The 18,216-nt window shown below is 52.8% G+C and carries 15 protein-coding genes; 2 read left to right on the forward strand and 13 right to left on the reverse strand.

The window, feature by feature from the left end; translation table 11 throughout:
- Positions 1 to 15: 15 nt before the first annotated feature.
- The 12 genes from nuoL to lrhA all read right to left on the reverse strand — a co-directional run bounded on the left by nuoL (position 16) and on the right by lrhA (position 13,469).
- The gene (gene nuoL / locus BZK40_RS09920) at positions 16 to 1,857 is read right to left on the reverse strand and encodes an NADH-quinone oxidoreductase subunit L (protein ID WP_003834744.1); all 1,842 of its coding nucleotides are present in this window, start codon (positions 1,855 to 1,857) and stop codon (positions 16 to 18) included.
- Complete coding sequence (gene nuoK, locus BZK40_RS09925) at positions 1,854 to 2,156, reverse strand: NADH-quinone oxidoreductase subunit NuoK (RefSeq protein WP_000612644.1); 303 nt, start codon at positions 2,154 to 2,156, stop codon at positions 1,854 to 1,856. Before nuoK ends, nuoL begins: the two co-directional genes overlap by 4 nt.
- Positions 2,153 to 2,707 (reverse strand): NADH-quinone oxidoreductase subunit J, encoded by a 555-nt coding sequence (gene nuoJ, locus BZK40_RS09930; RefSeq protein WP_003028059.1) that lies wholly within the window; start codon positions 2,705 to 2,707, stop codon positions 2,153 to 2,155. Before nuoJ ends, nuoK begins: the two co-directional genes overlap by 4 nt.
- 11 nt (positions 2,708 to 2,718) lie before the next feature.
- Positions 2,719 to 3,261: an NADH-quinone oxidoreductase subunit NuoI gene (gene nuoI / locus BZK40_RS09935; protein WP_003028062.1), complete on the reverse strand. Its 543-nt coding sequence runs from the start codon at positions 3,259 to 3,261 to the stop codon at positions 2,719 to 2,721.
- Between the two features lie 14 nt (positions 3,262 to 3,275).
- A complete protein-coding gene (nuoH, locus tag BZK40_RS09940; RefSeq protein ID WP_079934575.1) occupies positions 3,276 to 4,253 on the reverse strand; it encodes an NADH-quinone oxidoreductase subunit NuoH in 978 nt (325 codons plus the stop codon).
- Positions 4,250 to 6,976, reverse strand: coding sequence for an NADH-quinone oxidoreductase subunit NuoG (gene nuoG / locus BZK40_RS09945; RefSeq protein WP_079934600.1), 2,727 nt, complete (start codon positions 6,974 to 6,976; stop codon positions 4,250 to 4,252). Before nuoG ends, nuoH begins: the two co-directional genes overlap by 4 nt.
- An 80-nt stretch (positions 6,977 to 7,056) precedes the next feature.
- Complete coding sequence (gene nuoF / locus BZK40_RS09950; RefSeq protein WP_079934576.1) at positions 7,057 to 8,394, reverse strand: NADH-quinone oxidoreductase subunit NuoF; 1,338 nt, start codon at positions 8,392 to 8,394, stop codon at positions 7,057 to 7,059.
- Complete coding sequence (gene nuoE / locus BZK40_RS09955) at positions 8,391 to 8,891, reverse strand: NADH-quinone oxidoreductase subunit NuoE (protein ID WP_003028069.1); 501 nt, start codon at positions 8,889 to 8,891, stop codon at positions 8,391 to 8,393. Before nuoE ends, nuoF begins: the two co-directional genes overlap by 4 nt.
- A gap of 2 nt (positions 8,892 to 8,893) precedes the next feature.
- Positions 8,894 to 10,696 (reverse strand): NADH-quinone oxidoreductase subunit C/D, encoded by a 1,803-nt coding sequence (gene nuoC / locus BZK40_RS09960; RefSeq protein WP_003834757.1) that lies wholly within the window; start codon positions 10,694 to 10,696, stop codon positions 8,894 to 8,896.
- An 85-nt stretch (positions 10,697 to 10,781) separates the two neighbouring features.
- Positions 10,782 to 11,444, reverse strand: coding sequence for an NADH-quinone oxidoreductase subunit NuoB (gene nuoB / locus BZK40_RS09965; RefSeq protein ID WP_003028075.1), 663 nt, complete (start codon positions 11,442 to 11,444; stop codon positions 10,782 to 10,784).
- Positions 11,445 to 11,459: 15 nt separating this feature from the next.
- Complete coding sequence (gene nuoA, locus BZK40_RS09970; protein ID WP_003028077.1) at positions 11,460 to 11,903, reverse strand: NADH-quinone oxidoreductase subunit NuoA; 444 nt, start codon at positions 11,901 to 11,903, stop codon at positions 11,460 to 11,462.
- A 627-nt stretch (positions 11,904 to 12,530) separates the two neighbouring features.
- Positions 12,531 to 13,469 (reverse strand): transcriptional regulator LrhA, encoded by a 939-nt coding sequence (gene lrhA / locus BZK40_RS09975; RefSeq protein ID WP_003834760.1) that lies wholly within the window; start codon positions 13,467 to 13,469, stop codon positions 12,531 to 12,533.
- 926 nt (positions 13,470 to 14,395) lie between these two features.
- On the opposite strand from lrhA, the gene alaA reads away from it, so the two are divergent.
- Both alaA and yfbR read left to right on the forward strand, forming a co-directional pair.
- Positions 14,396 to 15,613, forward strand: coding sequence for an alanine transaminase AlaA (gene alaA / locus BZK40_RS09980; RefSeq protein WP_003028082.1), 1,218 nt, complete (start codon positions 14,396 to 14,398; stop codon positions 15,611 to 15,613).
- Positions 15,614 to 15,696: 83 nt separating this feature from the next.
- Complete coding sequence (yfbR, locus tag BZK40_RS09985) at positions 15,697 to 16,296, forward strand: 5'-deoxynucleotidase (protein WP_003028083.1); 600 nt, start codon at positions 15,697 to 15,699, stop codon at positions 16,294 to 16,296.
- Between the two features lie 63 nt (positions 16,297 to 16,359).
- On the opposite strand, the gene BZK40_RS09990 is transcribed toward yfbR, so the two are convergent.
- Entirely contained in the window at positions 16,360 to 18,192 is a 1,833-nt protein-coding gene (locus BZK40_RS09990; RefSeq protein WP_048224738.1) for an SLC13 family permease, read from the reverse strand.
- Positions 18,193 to 18,216: the final 24 nt, after the last annotated feature.

Genomic DNA, 18,216 nt, shown 5'->3' on the forward strand with positions numbered 1-18,216 from the left:
ATCCAGCCAACAAACTCAACGCAGTACCATCAACAGTGCCAGCACAACGACGGCGCCGATGCTCATTGATGCAACATACCAGCGCAGATAACCGTTCTCGCTCAACAGCAGGCCTTTACCTGCAAAGCGGGAAAGGATCGCCGGGATGTTCATCATTGAGTTGAGCGGATCGCGTTTCAGCAACCAGGCAACACCCAGGAACGGCTTGACGAACACTTTGTCGTACAGCCAGTCGAAGCCCCAGGCGTTATACCACCAGGTACCCAGCAGGCGGCCCGGCGCACTGTTCGCAATCGACGTCACCAGCGTGCGTTTACCCAGCCACAGCCATGCTGCGATCAGGATGCCCGCAATCGCTACGATACCGGAGGTAATTTCCAGCGTCATAACGCGACCATGCTCAAGCTCGGTCGTCGCAGGCAGTACACCCTGCAGCGGCGGCACAATCAGCGCGCCAACGAAGGTGGACAGGATCATCAGCACAATCAGCGGCAGATGATGGGTAATCCCCTTCCCTGCGTGGGCATGAATTTGTTCTTTACCGTGGAACACGATGAAAATCATACGGAAGGTGTACAGAGAGGTCATGAATGCACCGACCAGACCTGCAACCATCAGATTAATATGACCATTCGCCATTGCACCGGCCAGAATCTCATCCTTACTGAAGAAGCCAGCGGTAATCAGCGGCAGAGCCGACAGCGCCGCGCCACCGATCAGGAAGCAGAGATACACCAGCGGAATTGACTTACGCAGACCGCCCATCTTGAAGATGTTCTGTTCGTGGTGGCAAGCCAGGATAACCGAGCCGGATGCCAGGAACAGCAGCGCTTTAAAGAAGGCGTGCGTCATCAGATGGAAAATCGCCGCATCCCACGCCTGTACGCCAAGAGCCAGGAACATATAACCAATCTGGCTCATGGTAGAGTACGCAAGAACGCGTTTGATGTCGGTCTGTACCAGCGCAGCAAAACCCGCCAGCACCAGCGTGATCGCACCGATAATCCCCACCAGGTGCAGGATTTCAGGCGTCATCAGGAACAGGCCGTGCGTACGTGCTATCAGGTAGACACCAGCGGTAACCATCGTCGCGGCGTGGATCAACGCGGAGACAGGCGTCGGACCGGCCATCGCATCAGCAAGCCAGGTCTGCAACGGCAGCTGTGCAGATTTACCGACCGCACCGCCCAGCAGCATCAGGGTTGCCCACATCAGCATGTTGTTACCGTCTGCAAAGTGCGCAGGCGCCAGTTCCACCATTTCGCGGAAGTTCAGCGTGCCCAGCTCGTTGTAGAGGATGAACAGCGCGAACGCCAGGAATACGTCACCAACGCGGGTTACCACGAAGGCTTTCATTGCCGCAGCGCCATTCTTCGGATCGGTGTAGTAGAAACCAATCAGCAGATAGGAGCACAGGCCCACGCCTTCCCAGCCGAGGTACATCAGCAGCAGGTTATCCGCCAGCACCAGAACCACCATGCTGGCGATAAACAGGTTGGTGTAGGCGAAGAAACGAGAATAGCCCTCTTCTCCGCGCATATACCAGGAGGCGAACATGTGGATCAGGAAACCAACGCCGGTCACCACGGAGAGCATGGTCAGCGACAGGCCGTCCAGCACCAGGTTAAAACCGATGTTGAAGTCGCCGACTGACATCCACGTCCACAGCGGCTGGCTGTAAGCCTGCTGGCCATTGGCAAAGAAATCAACGCCAACAAACGCAGTCACCAGCGCAGCCAGACCGATCGACCCGACACCCACGGTAGCGGACAGATTTTCTGACCAACGACCACGAGAAAACGCCAGTAATACAAAGCCAATAAATGGCAGAATAATGGTTAAGGCAAGCATGTTCATCCACGCATCTCACTTACTGAATCGATGTTCAGGTTCTGGCGACGGCGATGAAGTTGCAGCAACAGCGCAAGCCCAATGCTCGCTTCGGCAGCCGCAAGGCTGATGGCGAGAATATACATCACCTGACCATCGGTCTGGCCCCAGTAGCTTCCGGCGACCACAAAGGCCAACGCGGAGGCGTTAATCATGATTTCCAGCCCGATCAGCATAAACAGCAGATTGCGGCGAATAACCAGACCTGTTAAGCCCAGCACGAATAAGATCGCAGCGAGGATCAGTCCATGTTGTAAGGGGATCATGCGTGCTCCTCCGTTTTTCTTTTCGCGCGGTCATCGGTGCGATTGCTCAGCACTTCACCAGAACGCTCTTCGCGCCCTACGTGGAAGGCCACAACCAGACCCGCCAGCAGCAGCATCGAAGCCAGTTCAACCGCCAGTACATACGGTCCGAACAGGGAAATACCGACTGCTTTCGCGCTAATTGGCGTGCCGTCGATGCCCTGATCGTTAACGCCCAGAATGGCGTAAACAATAACCACCAGCATAATGGCCGACAGAATCGCCGGACCAATCCACACCTGCGGTTTCAGCCACTGACGTTCCTGTTCAATTTCAGAACCACCAAGGTTGAGCATCATCACCACGAACACGAACAGCACCATGATGGCGCCCGCGTAGACGATAATTTCCAGCGCACCGGCGAAGTAAGCGCCTAACGAGAAGAACACCCCAGAAATCGCCAGCAGCGAAATAATCAGGTACAGCAACGCGTGTACCGGATTGGTGTGGGTGATCACCCGCAAGGTTGCGAGAATGGCTATCAGGCCACAGATATAAAAAGCGAACTCCATTGCCCCTCTCCTTACGGTAACAGGCTCTTGACGTCGATAGGCTTAGCTTCGTTCTCTGCTTCGCCCTTATCTTTGCCGTCGATTGCCATACCTGCCATCCGGTAGAAGTTATATTCCGGGTATTTGCCCGGACCGGAGATCAGCAGATCCTCTTTCTCGTAAACCAGGTCCTGGCGCTTGTACTCACCCAGCTCGAAATCTGGAGTCAGCTGAATAGCCGTAGTCGGACAGGCTTCTTCGCACAGGCCGCAGAAAATGCAGCGTGAGAAGTTAATGCGGAAAAACTCCGGATACCAGCGGCCATCTTTGGTCTCTGCTTTTTGCAGAGAAATACAGCCTACCGGACACGCTACCGCACACAGGTTACAGGCAACGCAGCGCTCTTCACCGTCTGGATCACGAGTCAGAACGATACGACCACGAAAACGGGGCGGTAGATAGACCGGCTCTTCCGGATACATCTGCGTTTCGCGTTTCGCGAACGCATGCAGGCCGATCATCCAGATACTGCGTACCTGGGTGCCGAAACCTACGAACAATTCTTTTAAGGTCATGGTCTTTGTGTCCCTTATTGCGCCTGCCAGAGAATGACAGCCGCCGTTACCAGCAAGTTGACGAGCGTCAGCGGCAGACAGACTTTCCAGCCGAAGGACATTACCTGGTCATAACGAGGACGCGGTAACGACGCACGAATCAAAATGAACATCATCATGAAGAACGCGGTTTTCAGCGCGAACCAGACGAATGGCGGTAAGAACGGGCCATGCCAGCCACCGAAGAACAGGGTAACCATCAGTGCAGAAATGGTGACGATACCGATGTATTCACCCACGAAGAACAAACCGAATTTCATACCGGAATATTCAATGTGGTAACCGTCGGCCAGTTCCTGCTCGGCTTCTGGCTGGTCAAACGGGTGACGGTGGCACACCGCCACGCCCGCGATGGCAAAGGTGACAAAACCAAAGAACTGCGGAATAACGTTCCAGATATCAGCCTGGTTATTGACGATGTCGGTCATGTTAAATGAACCGGCCTGCGCCACCACGCCCATCAGGGAAAGCCCGAGGAACACTTCGTAACTCAGCGTCTGCGCAGACGCACGCATCGCACCGAGCAGGGAGTATTTGTTGTTACTGGACCAGCCGGCGAACAGCACCGCGTATACCGCGAGGCCCGCCATCATCAGGAAGAACAGGATCCCGATGTTCAGATCAGCAACCACCCAGTTCGGACTCACCGGCACGATGGCGAAAGCCAGCAGTAGCGAGGTAAAGGCGATCATCGGTGCCAGGGTAAAGATGACGCGATCCGAGAATTTCGGGATCCAGTCTTCTTTAAAGAACATCTTGATCATGTCCGCAACCAGCTGGAGCGAACCGCCCCAGCCAACACGGTTCGGTCCGTAACGGTTCTGGAACAGACCCAGCAGACGACGTTCGCCAAAGCTCATGAATGCCCCGCAGGTGACCACCACCAGCAGGATCACGACCGCTTTGAGAATGCTCAGCACGATCTCAATCAGATCGGGTGTAATCCAACTCATTGTTGTGCCTCCTGCAGATCCTCAAGACGCGCACCTGCCAGAACCGGCGCGATGCCAGGCATACCCATCGGCAAACCAACCTGCCCTGCCGTTAATCCTTCAGCGATTTCAACCGGCAGCGTAACCGTGTTGCCATCGTAGCTGAAAGAAACGCGCGTACCGGCATTAACACCCAACTTCGCGGCATCAGCCGGGTTGAGTTTGATGTACGGCTGCGGCATACGGGTCTGGAAGACCGGCGCACGCTGGGACATTTCGTCGCTGCCGAACAGATGGTAGTACGGCGCGATACGCCACTGACCATCCTGAGCCTGGAAGCTCGCCGGAACGGTAGTGAAGTAATCCATACCATCTGCAGAAGCTTCGATCAGACGCACGCCCGGATCGCCATGACGCAGTTTACCGCCCACTTCATCCTGGAACTTGTTCCACGCCTGTGGGGAGTTCCAGCCCGGAGCCCAGGCAAACGGAATTTGTGAACGCGGCGCAGACGGTTGGTTGTTACCTTCCATAGAGAAGGCGAACATTGTGTCTTTGTCCTGCGGCTGGCGCGGTTCGTGTACGCTGATGTTGGCGCGCATTGCGGTACGACCGCTGTAGCGGTGCGGTTCACGAGCCAATTTCTGTCCACGGATACGGAAGCTTGCGTCCGGAGCGGCATCTTTGATACCCGCCAGTTGCGGCAGCTTCTCAATGACCGCGTCGATAACGTGGTCGAGCTGCGTCCAATCCACTTCGCGGCTCTGCACGGTGCTGTGCAGCGAGTGCAGCCAGCGCCAGCTTTCCAGCATCACGGTGTTACTGTCGTAGTAGGACGGGTCGTAGACCTGGAAGAAACGCTGAGCGCGGCCTTCGTTGTTAATCACCGTACCATCGCTTTCGGCGAAACTTGCGGCGGAAAGCACCAGATGAGCGTTTTCCATAATTGCCGTACGCTGATGGTCAATGACCAGTACCAGCGGTGCTTTCGCCAGCGCTGCGTTCACACGCGTTGCTGAAGCATGGCGATGCAGGTCATTCTCCAGCACCACAACGGCGTCAGCACGACCTGTTTCCAGCTCGGTCAGCGCATCGTCAAGGGAACCACCGCCAATCATACCCAGGCCCATGCTGTTAACAGAGCGAGCAATCATGGTGATGCCGACGTCTGCGCCACGGCCTTTCAGCGCCTTCGCCACGTTGGCAGCCGCCTGAATCACTTCGGCGCTACCGGCGTTGGTGCCGGAAATAATCAGTGGTTTCTTCGCCCCGGCCAGTGCCTGAACGATAACGTCAATTTTGTTTTGCAGGTCACGGTCGATACCGTCAACCGCCGGAGCGTTGTTATCCAGCGCATGAGCGATAGCGAAACCTAAACGCGCCTGATCTTCAACCGGTGCACGATAGGTCCATGCGGCGATGTCATCCAGACGGGTGTTATCGACGTTGGTAACGAACAGCGGGTGCTTAGCACGCTGGCCGATGTTAAGGATTGCTGCGATCTGCCAGTCAGCCACTTTCTGTGCCGCCGCCATTTCACGCGCTTTACCTTTCACCGCCTGACGCACTGCCAGCGCAACGCGTGCGCCGGTCTGGGTGACATCTTCGCCCAGCACCAGAACCGCATCATAAGATTCGATTTCGCGCAGTGCCGGAGTATGAATCCCGCCGTCACGCAGCACGCTCAGTGCCAGTTGCAGACGTTCCTGCTCGCCCTGGGCGATACCGGTATAGAAGTTATCCGCACCCACCAGTTCACGCAGCGCGAAGTTACTTTCAACGCTGGCGCGCGGGGAGCCGATACCAATTACTTTCTTCGACTGACGCAGAATATCTGCCGCGCCCTGCATCGCCTGCTCGGCGTTGAGCGTGATCAGGTCATCGCCACGACGCTGTACTGGCTGACGCGGACGGTCTTTCAGGTTCACGTAACCATAGCCAAAACGACCACGGTCGCAGAGGAAGTAGTGGTTAACGGTACCGTTATAACGGTTTTCGATACGACGCAGTTCACCGTAGCGTTCGCCCGGGCTGGTGTTACAGCCGATGGAACACTGCTGGCAGATGCTCGGCGCAAACTGCATGTCCCATTTACGGTTATAACGCTCGGAGTGCGTTTTATCAGTGAAGACGCCGGTCGGGCAAATTTCTACCAGGTTACCAGAGAACTCGCTTTCGAGCGTACCGTCTTCCGGGCGACCGAAGTAGACGTTGTCATGTGCGCCATAGACGCCCAGATCCGCGCCATCGGCGTAATCTTTGTAGTAACGTACGCAGCGATAGCAGGCGATGCAGCGGTTCATTTCGTGAGAGATGAACGGCCCCAGGTCCTGGTTACGGTGAGTACGCTTCGTGAAGCGGTAGCGACGGAAGCTGTGACCGGTCATGACGGTCATATCCTGCAGGTGGCAGTTGCCGCCCTCTTCACAGACCGGACAGTCGTGCGGGTGGTTAGTCATCAACCACTCCACGACGCTTTCGCGGAACTGTTTCGCTTCTTCATCATCAATAGAAATAAAGGTGCCTTCGGTGGCCGGTGTCATACAAGACATCACCAGGCGACCACGCGTGTCTTCCGCGTTTTGATATTGCTTCACCGCACACTGGCGGCAAGCACCGACGCTTCCCAGCGCCGGGTGCCAGCAAAAGTACGGAATATCAAGGCCGAGAGACAGACAAGCTTCCAGCAGGTTGTCCGCTCCGTTGACCTCATATTCTTTGCCGTCTACATGAATCGTAGCCATAGTCAGCATGCTTCCAGTTGGCTCGGTCGTAACCGAGCGTTAATCGAATTTCTTATCGCGACACAGGGCTAACCCTGTAATCACCAGCGCTCTTTCAGCAGGTTCGGCTGAATACCACCAATCTGATGGGTATTGCTGAAGGACTGCTTGATGCCAGCTTCGAATTCTTCGCGGAAATATTTAATGGCGCTCTGCAGCGGTTCCACTGCGCCCGGTGCGTGTGCACAGAAGGTTTTACCCGGGCCGAGGAAACGACACAATTGCTCAAGTGTCTCGATATCCCCTGGCTGGCCTTCGCCACGCTCCAGCGCGCGCAGAATTTTCACACTCCACGGCAGACCGTCACGGCACGGCGTACACCAGCCGCAGGACTCGCGGGCAAAGAACTCTTCGAGGTTACGCACCAGAGGAACCATGCCAATCTCGTGATCGACAGCCATGGCCAGCGCGGTGCCCAGACGGCTACCTGCTTTACCAATGCTTTCGAATTCCATCGGCAGATCGAGGTGTGCTTCGGTCAGGAAGTCAGTCCCTGCGCCGCCTGGCTGCCAGGCTTTGAACTTCAGTCCATCGCGCATGCCGCCCGCGTAATCTTCGAGGATCTCACGCGCGGTAGTACCGAAAGGCAGTTCCCACAAGCCAGGATTCTTCACGCGACCAGAGAAGCCCATCAGCTTGGTGCCCGCGTCTTTGCTCTTCGAAATGTTCTGGTACCACTCCACGCCGTTCGCGAGGATAGCCGGTACGTTACACAGGGTTTCGACGTTGTTTACGCAGGTCGGTTTGCCCCATGCGCCAGAGCTTGCCGGGAACGGCGGCTTGGAACGTGGGTTAGCACGGCGACCTTCGAGGGAGTTGATCAGCGCGGTTTCTTCACCGCAGATGTAACGCCCTGCCCCGGTGTGGACAAACAGTTCGAAGTCGAAACCGGTGCCCATGATGTTTTTGCCAAGCAGACCGGCTTCGGTCGCTTCGGCGATCGCGCGACGCAGATGCACGGCTGCTTCGATATATTCACCGCGCAGGAAGATGTAACCACGGTACGCTTTCAGCGCAAACGCGGAAATCAGCATACCTTCCACCAGCAGGTGCGGCAGCTGTTCCATCAGCAGACGGTCTTTATAGGTGCCCGGCTCCATTTCATCGGCGTTACACAGCAGGTAACGGATGTTCATGGATTCGTCTTTCGGCATCAGGCTCCACTTCAGACCGGTGGAAAAGCCCGCACCGCCGCGCCCTTTCAGGCCAGCGTCTTTTACCTGATTAACGATTTCGTCCGGTGACAACCCGGTCAGGGCCTTATGCGCACCTTCGTAGCCGTTCTTGCTACGGTATTCGTCCAGCCAGACCGGCTGTTTGTCATCACGCAGACGCCAGGTCAGCGGATGGGTTTCGGGAGTACGGATAATGTCTTTCATTTATACCGCTCCAGTAGTTCGGGAATGCCTTCCGGGGTCAGGTGAGCATGAGTATCTTCATCGATCATCATGTTTGGCCCTTTATCGCAGTTCCCCAGGCAACAGGTCGGCAGCAGCGTAAAGCGACCATCAAAGGTCGTCTGCCCCGGCTTGATGTTGAGTTTTTTCTCAAGCGCGGCCTGGATCCCCTGGTAGCCGTTGATATGGCACACCACGCTGTCGCAATAGCGGATCACGTGGCGACCTACCGGCTGGCGGAAGATCTGGCTATAAAACGTAGCAACACCTTCTACGTCGCTTGCCGGAATACCCAGCACATCAGCGATCGCATAGATCGCCCCATCCGGCACCCAGCCACGCTGTTTCTGAACGATTTTCAGCGCTTCAATGGACGCCGCACGCGGGTCTTCGTAGTGGTGCTTCTCGTGCTCAATCGCTTCACGCTCAGCCGCACTCAGCTCAAAAGCCTCGGTTTGTGGTTGTTGATTCTCGTGCATAATTAGCGGTCCACATCTGACATAACAAAATCGATACTACCCAGATGGACGATTAAGTCGGACACCAGGCTGCCACGTACCGCTACCGGGATCTGCTGCAGGTGCGCATAGCTCGGGGTACGGATACGGGTACGGTAACTCATGGTGCTGCCATCGCTGGTCAGGTAGTAACTGTTGATACCCTTGGTCGCTTCCACCATCTGGAAGGACTCGTTTGCCGGCATAACCGGACCCCACGAAACCTGCAGGAAGTGGGTGATAAGGGTTTCGATATGTTGCAGCGTGCGCTCTTTCGGCGGCGGCGTCGTCAGCGGGTGATCCGCTTTGAACGGGCCTTCCGGCATATTATTGAGGCACTGCTCAAGGATGCGCAGACTCTGGCGCAGCTCTTCAACTTTCAGCATCACGCGGGTATAGCAGTCAGAAACGCCGCCGCCAACCGGGACTTCAAAGTCAAAGTTTTCGTAGCCAGAGTACGGACGCGCTTTACGCACGTCGAAATCAATACCGGTCGCGCGCAGCGCAGCACCGGTACAACCCCAGTCCAGCGCTTCTTTCTTACCGTAAGCGGCAACGCCCTGCGAACGGCCTTTCAGGATGGTGTTACGCAGTGCGGCTTTCTCGTAAGAATCCAGACGTTTTGGCATCCAGTCGAGGAAGTCACGCAGCAGCTTGTCCCAACCGCGCGGCAGATCGTGTGCCACACCGCCGATACGGAACCAGGCCGGGTGCATACGGAAACCGGTGATCGCTTCCACCACGTCATAGATTTTCTGACGGTCGGTAAAGGCGAAGAATACCGGGGTCATCGCGCCGACGTCCTGAATGAACGTGGAGATGTACAGCAGGTGGCTGTTGATACGGAACAGTTCGGACAACATCACGCGAATCACGTTGACGCGATCCGGCGTGGTGATACCAGCCAGCTTCTCAACGGCCAGTACGTAAGGCATTTCGTTTACGCAGCCGCCGAGGTACTCAATACGGTCGGTGTACGGAATGTAGCTGTGCCAGGACTGACGTTCACCCATCTTTTCAGCGCCACGGTGGTGGTAGCCGATGTCAGGTACGCAGTCGACGATTTCTTCGCCATCAAGCTGCAGCACAATACGGAAAGCACCGTGAGAAGACGGATGGTTAGGACCGAGGTTGAGGAACATGAAGTCCTCATTTTCGGTGCTACGCTTCATACCCCAATCTTCTGGTTTGAAGGTCAGCGCTTCCATTTCCAGATCCTGTTTGGCTTTAGTCAGCTCAAACGGATCGAATTCGGTCGCACGCGCCGGGTAGTCTTTACGCAGCGGATGACCTTCCCAGGTATGCGGCATCAGCAGACGCGTCAGGTGCGGGTGACCTTCGATATCGATGCCAAACATTTCCCAGGTTTCACGCTCATACCAGTTGGCGTTCGGGAACAGTTTGGTGAAAGTCGGTACGCGCAGATCGTTTTCAGACAAAGCCACCTTGAGCATGATATCGCGATTGCGTTCAATGGAGATCAGGTGATAGAAAACGGAAAAATCCGCGGCAGGTAACCCTTCGCGGTGCGTACGCAGACGTTCGTCCATGCCGTGTAAGTCAAACAGCATGACGTAAGGTTTCGGCAGTCTCTTTAAGAAATCGCCAACTTCCAGTAATTGTTCACGCTTGACCCAAACAACGGGTACCCCGGTGCGAGTCGCCTGAACGGTAAAGGCATCCGGCCCAAAACGGTTGCGCAGTTCGCCAATGACCGGGTCATCAAGGTGATCCCGTGTTTGCCATACGGCGTCTTGCGCGGTTAAGTCGGTCATATTGTTCACCATTGCAAATGGTCCGTGGTGGTCGGCAGTGCTTCGCGCTATTTATGTAGTGATAAGCGAAGGAAGTGCTGCTGCCGACAGGCGCAAATTAAATCTCGTCTGGTGTACGAAGATTCGTTACAGCAATACGTTCGCCGCGTTTACGCTCGCGTTCTGACTGCATATTGGCGCGATAAACGCCCTGATCGCCAACCACCCAGGAGAGCGGACGGCGTTCTTTGCCAATGGAATCTTGCAGCAGCATCAGAGCCTGCATATACGCTTCTGGGCGCGGCGGACATCCCGGGATGTACACATCGACCGGAATAAATTTATCAACGCCCTGCACCACAGAATAGATGTCGTACATACCGCCGGAGTTGGCGCATGCGCCCATGGAAATAACCCATTTCGGTTCCAGCATCTGATCGTAGAGGCGCTGAATAACTGGCGCCATTTTGGTAAAGCAGGTTCCGGCTACGACCATCAGGTCAGCCTGACGCGGCGATGCACGCAGTACTTCCGCACCAAAACGGGCCACATCGTGCACGGCGGTAAACGAGGTCACCATCTCAACGTAGCAGCAGGAAAGGCCAAAGTTATATGGCCAAATTGAGTTTTTACGGCCCCAGTTAACCATGTCATGCAGTTTGCCCATGAACACGTTTTTGTTAACTTCTTGTTCCAGGGGGTCGGTTACGATCTCCTGTTTTTGCAGGGGGTAACGGTCGTTCTCACCGTTAGGATCTATGCGGGTGAGCGTATAATCCATCTTAATGCCTCGCGGTTAGCGTTGACGATTAGCGATACTGTTCGTTTCCGGGTTCATACGCTCGCGGCGTGAACGCGCGGGCGTCCAGTCCAGCGCGCCAATACGCACCAGATAAACCAGACCTGCCAGTAACACAAAAATAAAAATTGCAGCTTCCACAAAGCCAATCCAACCGCTTTCACGGATAGAAGTTGACCATGCGAACAGATACAGCGCTTCAACGTCGAAGATAACGAAGAACATGGCTACCAGATAAAACTTGGCAGACAGGCGCAGGCGGGCGGTGCCGACCGAGTCGATACCTGATTCAAACGGCACGTTTTTAGATCTCGCGCGTGCGCGACCCCCTAAAAACCAGCCGCCGACGAGCATCAGGCAGCACAGGCCAATGGCAACGATAAGAAAGATAGCGAATGCCCAGTGATGAGCGATGATTTCAGTGGATGTTGACATACTCATTGCTTACTCATCAAAAGTAGCGCCAAATTCTCTGCTCTTTTCGGCAGATGAACGCCACATCGATTCATGGGGAGGAATAAAAAAAACCTTACAATCACTGTGAAAAATCATTTTAGACAGCTAATTGATGGGGTTTTTTACTCCTTTCTATAACCTTTTGTCAACTTTAACAAAAGTTTCCTCACATTATTTTACACTGTTCCAACTTCATTAACATAAAGTGCTCTTTAGACCCATTTCGATTGCATCATCGGTCATTTTTAATGTTGTTGAATCGTGTCCGTAGTGAAGTAAAAAAGATAATACACGTCTATTTTGACAGGAATTCACCCAGATGCCTCCCCCTAAATGGGAGTATTTTCTTGATCTGTGACACGCTTTTGTTAATTCACCATAAAAAACAGCAACAATTTCTCTAGTTTTTTAACATGGAAACATTTGGTAACTCAGCTGATTATTTTTCACTCTATTGTCAGTCTGTTTTTTTACCTGCTGATTTTGTTAAGTTTTAGTATATCAATGAACAGAAAGCAGTAATATTTGCATAAAAAAAGAGCCGCTGGATGTTTTTTCATCATCAGTGGCTCTTTTTTACACTTACATTTTAAAACGTTTTTTTGTGACGCTTTACTCAAAGTCGCCTTCAACAATCAGCGAGTCATCTCCCCCTTCAGGGGTAAACTGATTGTATTGCCAAGGATTTTGATATGTCTGCATCGACTTAAAGATAACCTGAGCTAATTCATTTTGCGTGGCCGGATCGCTGCACAACAGATACTCGGTATCAGGCAGAGGTGGCAATCCGTCCGCCGCACCCAGTACGCGTAAATCCGGGCTCATCATTTCGACAGGACGGGCAGTAACGCCCAGCCCTGCTTTTACCGCCGCGCGGACCGCAGGCAATGTTGAAGCGACATAAGCCAAACGCCACGGGATCTGTGCGGCATTCAACGTCGCCAGCACGATATCGCGAAACGGGCTGGGATCGTCCAGCAGAACTAACGGCACCGGTTCCCCTTTTTGCAGGATATATTCGGCTGCGCAATACCAGTGCGTCGGTGAAGTTCGCAAATTCAGGCACTCAAAATCGCCAGGTCGGTTAGTGGTGACCACTAAATCCACTTCTTGCGACTTAAGCATCTCCACCATGTAGGCGTTGCGTTTCACTCTGACATCCAGTGCAAGTTTCGGATAAACCGAACTTATACGGTTAAGCAGAAAAGGGAGTATGGTATCGGCGGATTCATCAGAAGCACCGATAGTTAACACCCCCTGAAGATTGTTAAACATCAATGATGAGCATGCCTCATCATTAAATCGCAGTATTTTCCTGGCGTAACCCAACAGCTGGATACCATGCTCGGTCAGCAGTTTGTTGCGTCCATGGCGCGCGAACAACTCTTTCCCCACAAGTTGTTCAAGACGCTGCATTTGCTGACTTACCGCAGACTGAGTTCGACATACCGCAGCTGCCGCAGCCGCAAAGGTATTCAGGTCGGCAACAGCAACAAAGGTTCTCAGCAGATCGAGGTCGAGGTTAATTATCGGACGATTTGCATTTATCATAGTTTTTCACTTACTCGCGGGTCATACCGGGTTAATGCTGTGCATTCAGAATCAAACAACTCCATTTGTAATGTGCCTCCCTTCAGTTTCGCTTAGTGTAACCAAGTGAAAATAAGGATGTATTTGGTTTAACAAACGAAACAATTCTCTTTCTGAGCTATTTTAATACCCGTGATATTCATCGGAATATAGCAACGAGAAAGAGCCGTATTTTTAGCTGCTGGATGATTCTGACTAATGGGAAACATGTAAATTTTGTAAATTTAAAAAATAGTTAACGAACAATAATTTACACATTAAAAACTAACTTTTCAGGATGTTAGGAACAACCAACAAACATTTGAATTATCGTAAAATTCGTACTACACACCATTTCATAGGAGTTATCTTAACCTAAAACCACTATATTTATAAGTGTTATCGCGAATAATTCCGGGCAAATTGGTGTTATGTCAGTGCAACGGTTTTCGTATTATTGGCCAACTCAATTTGATGTCGTTTAAATAATAAATAATAATTAATTAAGAATCTCTCAATTCATTAATTATGCTTAACAATGGATTCACACCGCATCACGTAGGGATCAGACCGATAACAGATTTCGCAGGCCAAACCTCAGTATTTTCGAATTACGCCATTCAGCTGAGATCTCAGCTACTTTTTCTTTACAGGCCTAACTTTTTTTGACCAGACAAATCACCATACCCACACCAACAAAGCAAAACATAAACCACAAAAAACACAATAATCAAGATTATTACTCTACAAAAATCACATTATTTAGTCATTAACAGTGAATTATAATCCTCCTGCTTTCCAAAATCTTCTACTAAAGACCCTTCAAAACTCACCGTCGTGGGAGTACATTGTGCTGGGCTGACTTCCACGGCAGGGAGTGGCATTCACAGCTAAAAAGGTCAACGTTCATGTCCCCCATTGAAAAATCCAGCAAATTAGAAAACGTCTGTTATGACATTCGCGGCCCGGTTCTGAAGGAAGCAAAGCGCCTGGAAGAAGAAGGCAACAAAGTTCTGAAACTGAACATCGGCAACCCTGCGCCTTTCGGGTTTGAAGCGCCAGATGAAATTTTGGTGGATGTGATCCGCAATTTGCCAACTGCGCAAGGATATTGCGATTCCAAAGGCCTTTATTCAGCCCGCAAAGCAATCATGCAGCATTACCAGGCCCGTGGGATGCGCGACGTAACCGTGGAAGATATCTATATCGGTAACGGCGTATCTGAATTGATTGTGCAGGCCATGCAGGCATTGCTAAACAGTGGGGACGAAATGCTGGTTCCTGCACCTGATTATCCACTGTGGACGGCGGCGGTTTCGCTCTCTGGTGGTAATGCCGTGCACTACCTGTGTGACGAATCGTCAGACTGGTTCCCGGACCTGGATGATATCCGCGCCAAAATTACGCCGCGTACCCGTGGGATCGTCATCATCAACCCAAACAACCCTACTGGCGCGGTGTATTCTAAAGAGCTGCTGATGGAGATTGTTGAGATTGCCCGCCAAAACAATCTCATCATCTTTGCGGACGAGATTTACGACAAAATTCTTTACGATGACGCCGAGCACCACTCGATTGCGGCAATGGCCCCTGACCTGCTGACTATTACCTTTAACGGCCTGTCAAAAACCTATCGTGTTGCCGGTTTCCGCCAGGGCTGGATGGTACTGAACGGACCGAAGAAACATGCCAAAGGGTATATCGAAGGCCTTGAGATGCTGGCTTCTATGCGCCTGTGTGCCAACGTTCCGGCACAACATGCCATTCAGACCGCACTGGGTGGATATCAGAGCATCAGCGAATTCATCATGCCAGGCGGGCGTCTGTATGAGCAACGTAACCGCGCCTGGGAACTGCTTAATGACATCCCCGGCGTCTCTTGCGTAAAACCGCGCGGTGCGCTGTATATGTTCCCGAAAATTGATGCTAAACGCTTCAATATTCATGACGACCAGAAAATGGTACTCGACTTCCTGTTGCAGGAAAAAGTACTGCTGGTCCAGGGGACGGCATTCAACTGGCCGTGGCCGGATCATTTCCGCATCGTCACGCTACCGCGCATTGACGATATCGAAATGTCGCTGAGTAAATTTGAGCGTTTCCTGTCAGGGTATCGCCAGCTGTAACCACGCAAAGTGCTGCCGGGTTTGCATCCGGTAGCACTCTCTGCGCAAAATACCGTTACTGAAGTCACTGAGTAAGGGTCGTTATGAAGCAGAGCCACTTTTTTGCCCACCTCTCCCGTCTGAAACTCATTAACCGCTGGCCGCTGATGCGCAACGTGCGCACCGAAAACGTGTCCGAACACAGTCTGCAGGTTGCCATGGTTGCCCATGCGCTGGCCGCAATTAAAAACCGTAAATTTGGTGGTCAGGTTAATGCTGAGCGTATTGCCCTGCTGGCGATGTATCACGATGCGTCAGAGGTGTTAACCGGCGATCTCCCTACCCCAGTGAAATATTTCAACTCGCAGATTGCCCAAGAATATAAAGCGATAGAGAAAATTGCCCAACAAAAACTGGTCGATATGGTTCCCGATGAGCTGCGCGATATTTTTGCGCCGCTCATTGATGAACATGCCTTAAGTGAAGAAGAGAGGTCGATTGTTAAACAGGCCGATGCCCTGTGCGCGTATCTGAAGTGCCTGGAAGAACTCTCTGCCGGTAACAACGAATTTCTGCTGGCGAAAACACGTCTGGAAAAAACGCTGGAGTCACGACGCAGCGAAGAGATGGACTACTTTATGGACGTGTTCGTCCCGAGTTTTCACCTTTCATTAGATGAAATCAGTCAGGATTCTCCATTGTAAGTTTGCGACGACGTTACCTTTGTAGGCCGGATAAGGCGTTAGCCGCCATCCGGCACATAAAAATCAAAACGGAAACAGCATTGGGATCATCACCACGCACACCACCATCACAATGATGGTAAACGGCACGCCAATTTTTACGAAATCGCTAAAGCTGTAGTTACCCGGCCCGAGTACCAGTGTGTTTACCGGTGAAGAAACTGGCGTCATAAAGGCTGCGGAAGCCGCCATCGCAATCACCATTGCAAAAGGATACGGCGAAACGCCCATCGACTTTGCTGCCGCCAGCGCAATCGGCGCCATCAGTACCGCCGTCGCAGTGTTAGAGATAAATAACCCAATGGTCGCGCACAGCACGAACAGACAGCCCAGCATCATATACGGGCCGTACCCTCCACCAACGTCCATTAGCCCTTTAACCACCAGATCAACACCGCCCGTTTTTTGTAATGCCAGCGCAAAAGGCATCATTCCGACAATCAAAATAATACTTGGCCAGTGAATGGCTTTGTAGGCGCTTTCGGCATCGATGCAGCGGAATTTTCCCATCAGCAAACAGGCGATAATCGCGGCAACTGTATTAGGGATTTCATCGGTGAGCATTAACGCGACCATCAGCACCAGACAGAAAATCGCATGCGGCGCCTGGCTGTGCGCCGGAGAAGCTTCACTGACTTCCACGGGCATATTCAGCACCACGAAATCGCGCCCTTTTTGCCCCAACAAAGTGATGAGTTTCCAGTTGCCCACCACCAGAATGATATCGCCCATCAGTAGTGGTTCATCAACCACCGCTCCGGCCAGTGCCGTACCATCACGCTTCAGTCCGACGACATTAAGCCCGTAACGCGAACGAAAAGCGATTTCCCGTACCGTTTTGCCGATCAATTCCGATTCAGGAATCAATGAAATCTCGGCCATACCCACATCAAGCGCCTGCTCGGAGAAGTATTCACCACGCAGCACCATCGGCTCCAACAGTTGCTCGCTGCAAAACTCACGCAGGTCAACGTCGGCCGCTGACATATCGATCAGCAATACGTCACGGGCACGGAACTCAGAAACCCCGTTAACATCGACAATCACGCGGCGAAAACGCCGCCAGCGTTCAACACCAATCACGTTTGCCCCGTAGCGTTCACGCAATTTCAGGTCATCCAGACGTTGGCCAATCATGGGAGAACCCGGGCGAATCGCCAGGCGACGGGCACGCCCTGTCAGGCGATATTCTTTGATCAGATCGCGAAAGGTCCGGCGCTTCCAGCCGTCTCCCGGCTGCCCGGAGTCTTCACCTTTCAGCATAAAACGCATCACCAGCATATAAATTATGCCGAGTACCAACACCACCAGTCCCAGTGGGGTTACGCTAAAAAAGCTAAAACCGTTAAGTCCTTCACGTAACAATTCACTGTTGACGACCAGGTTCGGCGGCGTTGCCACCAGCGTCATCATGCCGCTTATCAATCCGGCAAAGCTCAACGGCATCATCAGCCGTGAGGGGGAGATTTGCATGCGCATGGAAACGCTTAAGACAACCGGAATAAAGATGGCGACCACACCGGTCGAACTCATGAAGGCACCGAGTCCGGCTACGGTTATCATCAGCAACACCAGCATTTTGACTTCACTGCTGCCGGCGACCTTCACCAGCCAGGCCCCCATTACCGTCGCCACGCCGGTACGCACCAGGCCGTCGCCGATAATGAATAAAGCCGCTATCAAAATAACGTTAGGATCGCTGAACCCGGAAAAAGCCTCTGTGATGCTCAATGTTCCGCTCAGAACAAAGGCAATAATGACCAGCAAAGCGACCGCGTCCATACGCACTCTGCCAGTTGCAAACAAGACGACGGCAATCGCCAGCAATGAGAGAACCCATATCAATTCACCGTTCACAACATATCCTTGTTAAATGAGAGG

It is taken from the genome of Citrobacter portucalensis (genome assembly GCF_002042885.1).
GTDB classification, from domain to species: domain Bacteria; phylum Pseudomonadota; class Gammaproteobacteria; order Enterobacterales; family Enterobacteriaceae; genus Citrobacter; species Citrobacter portucalensis.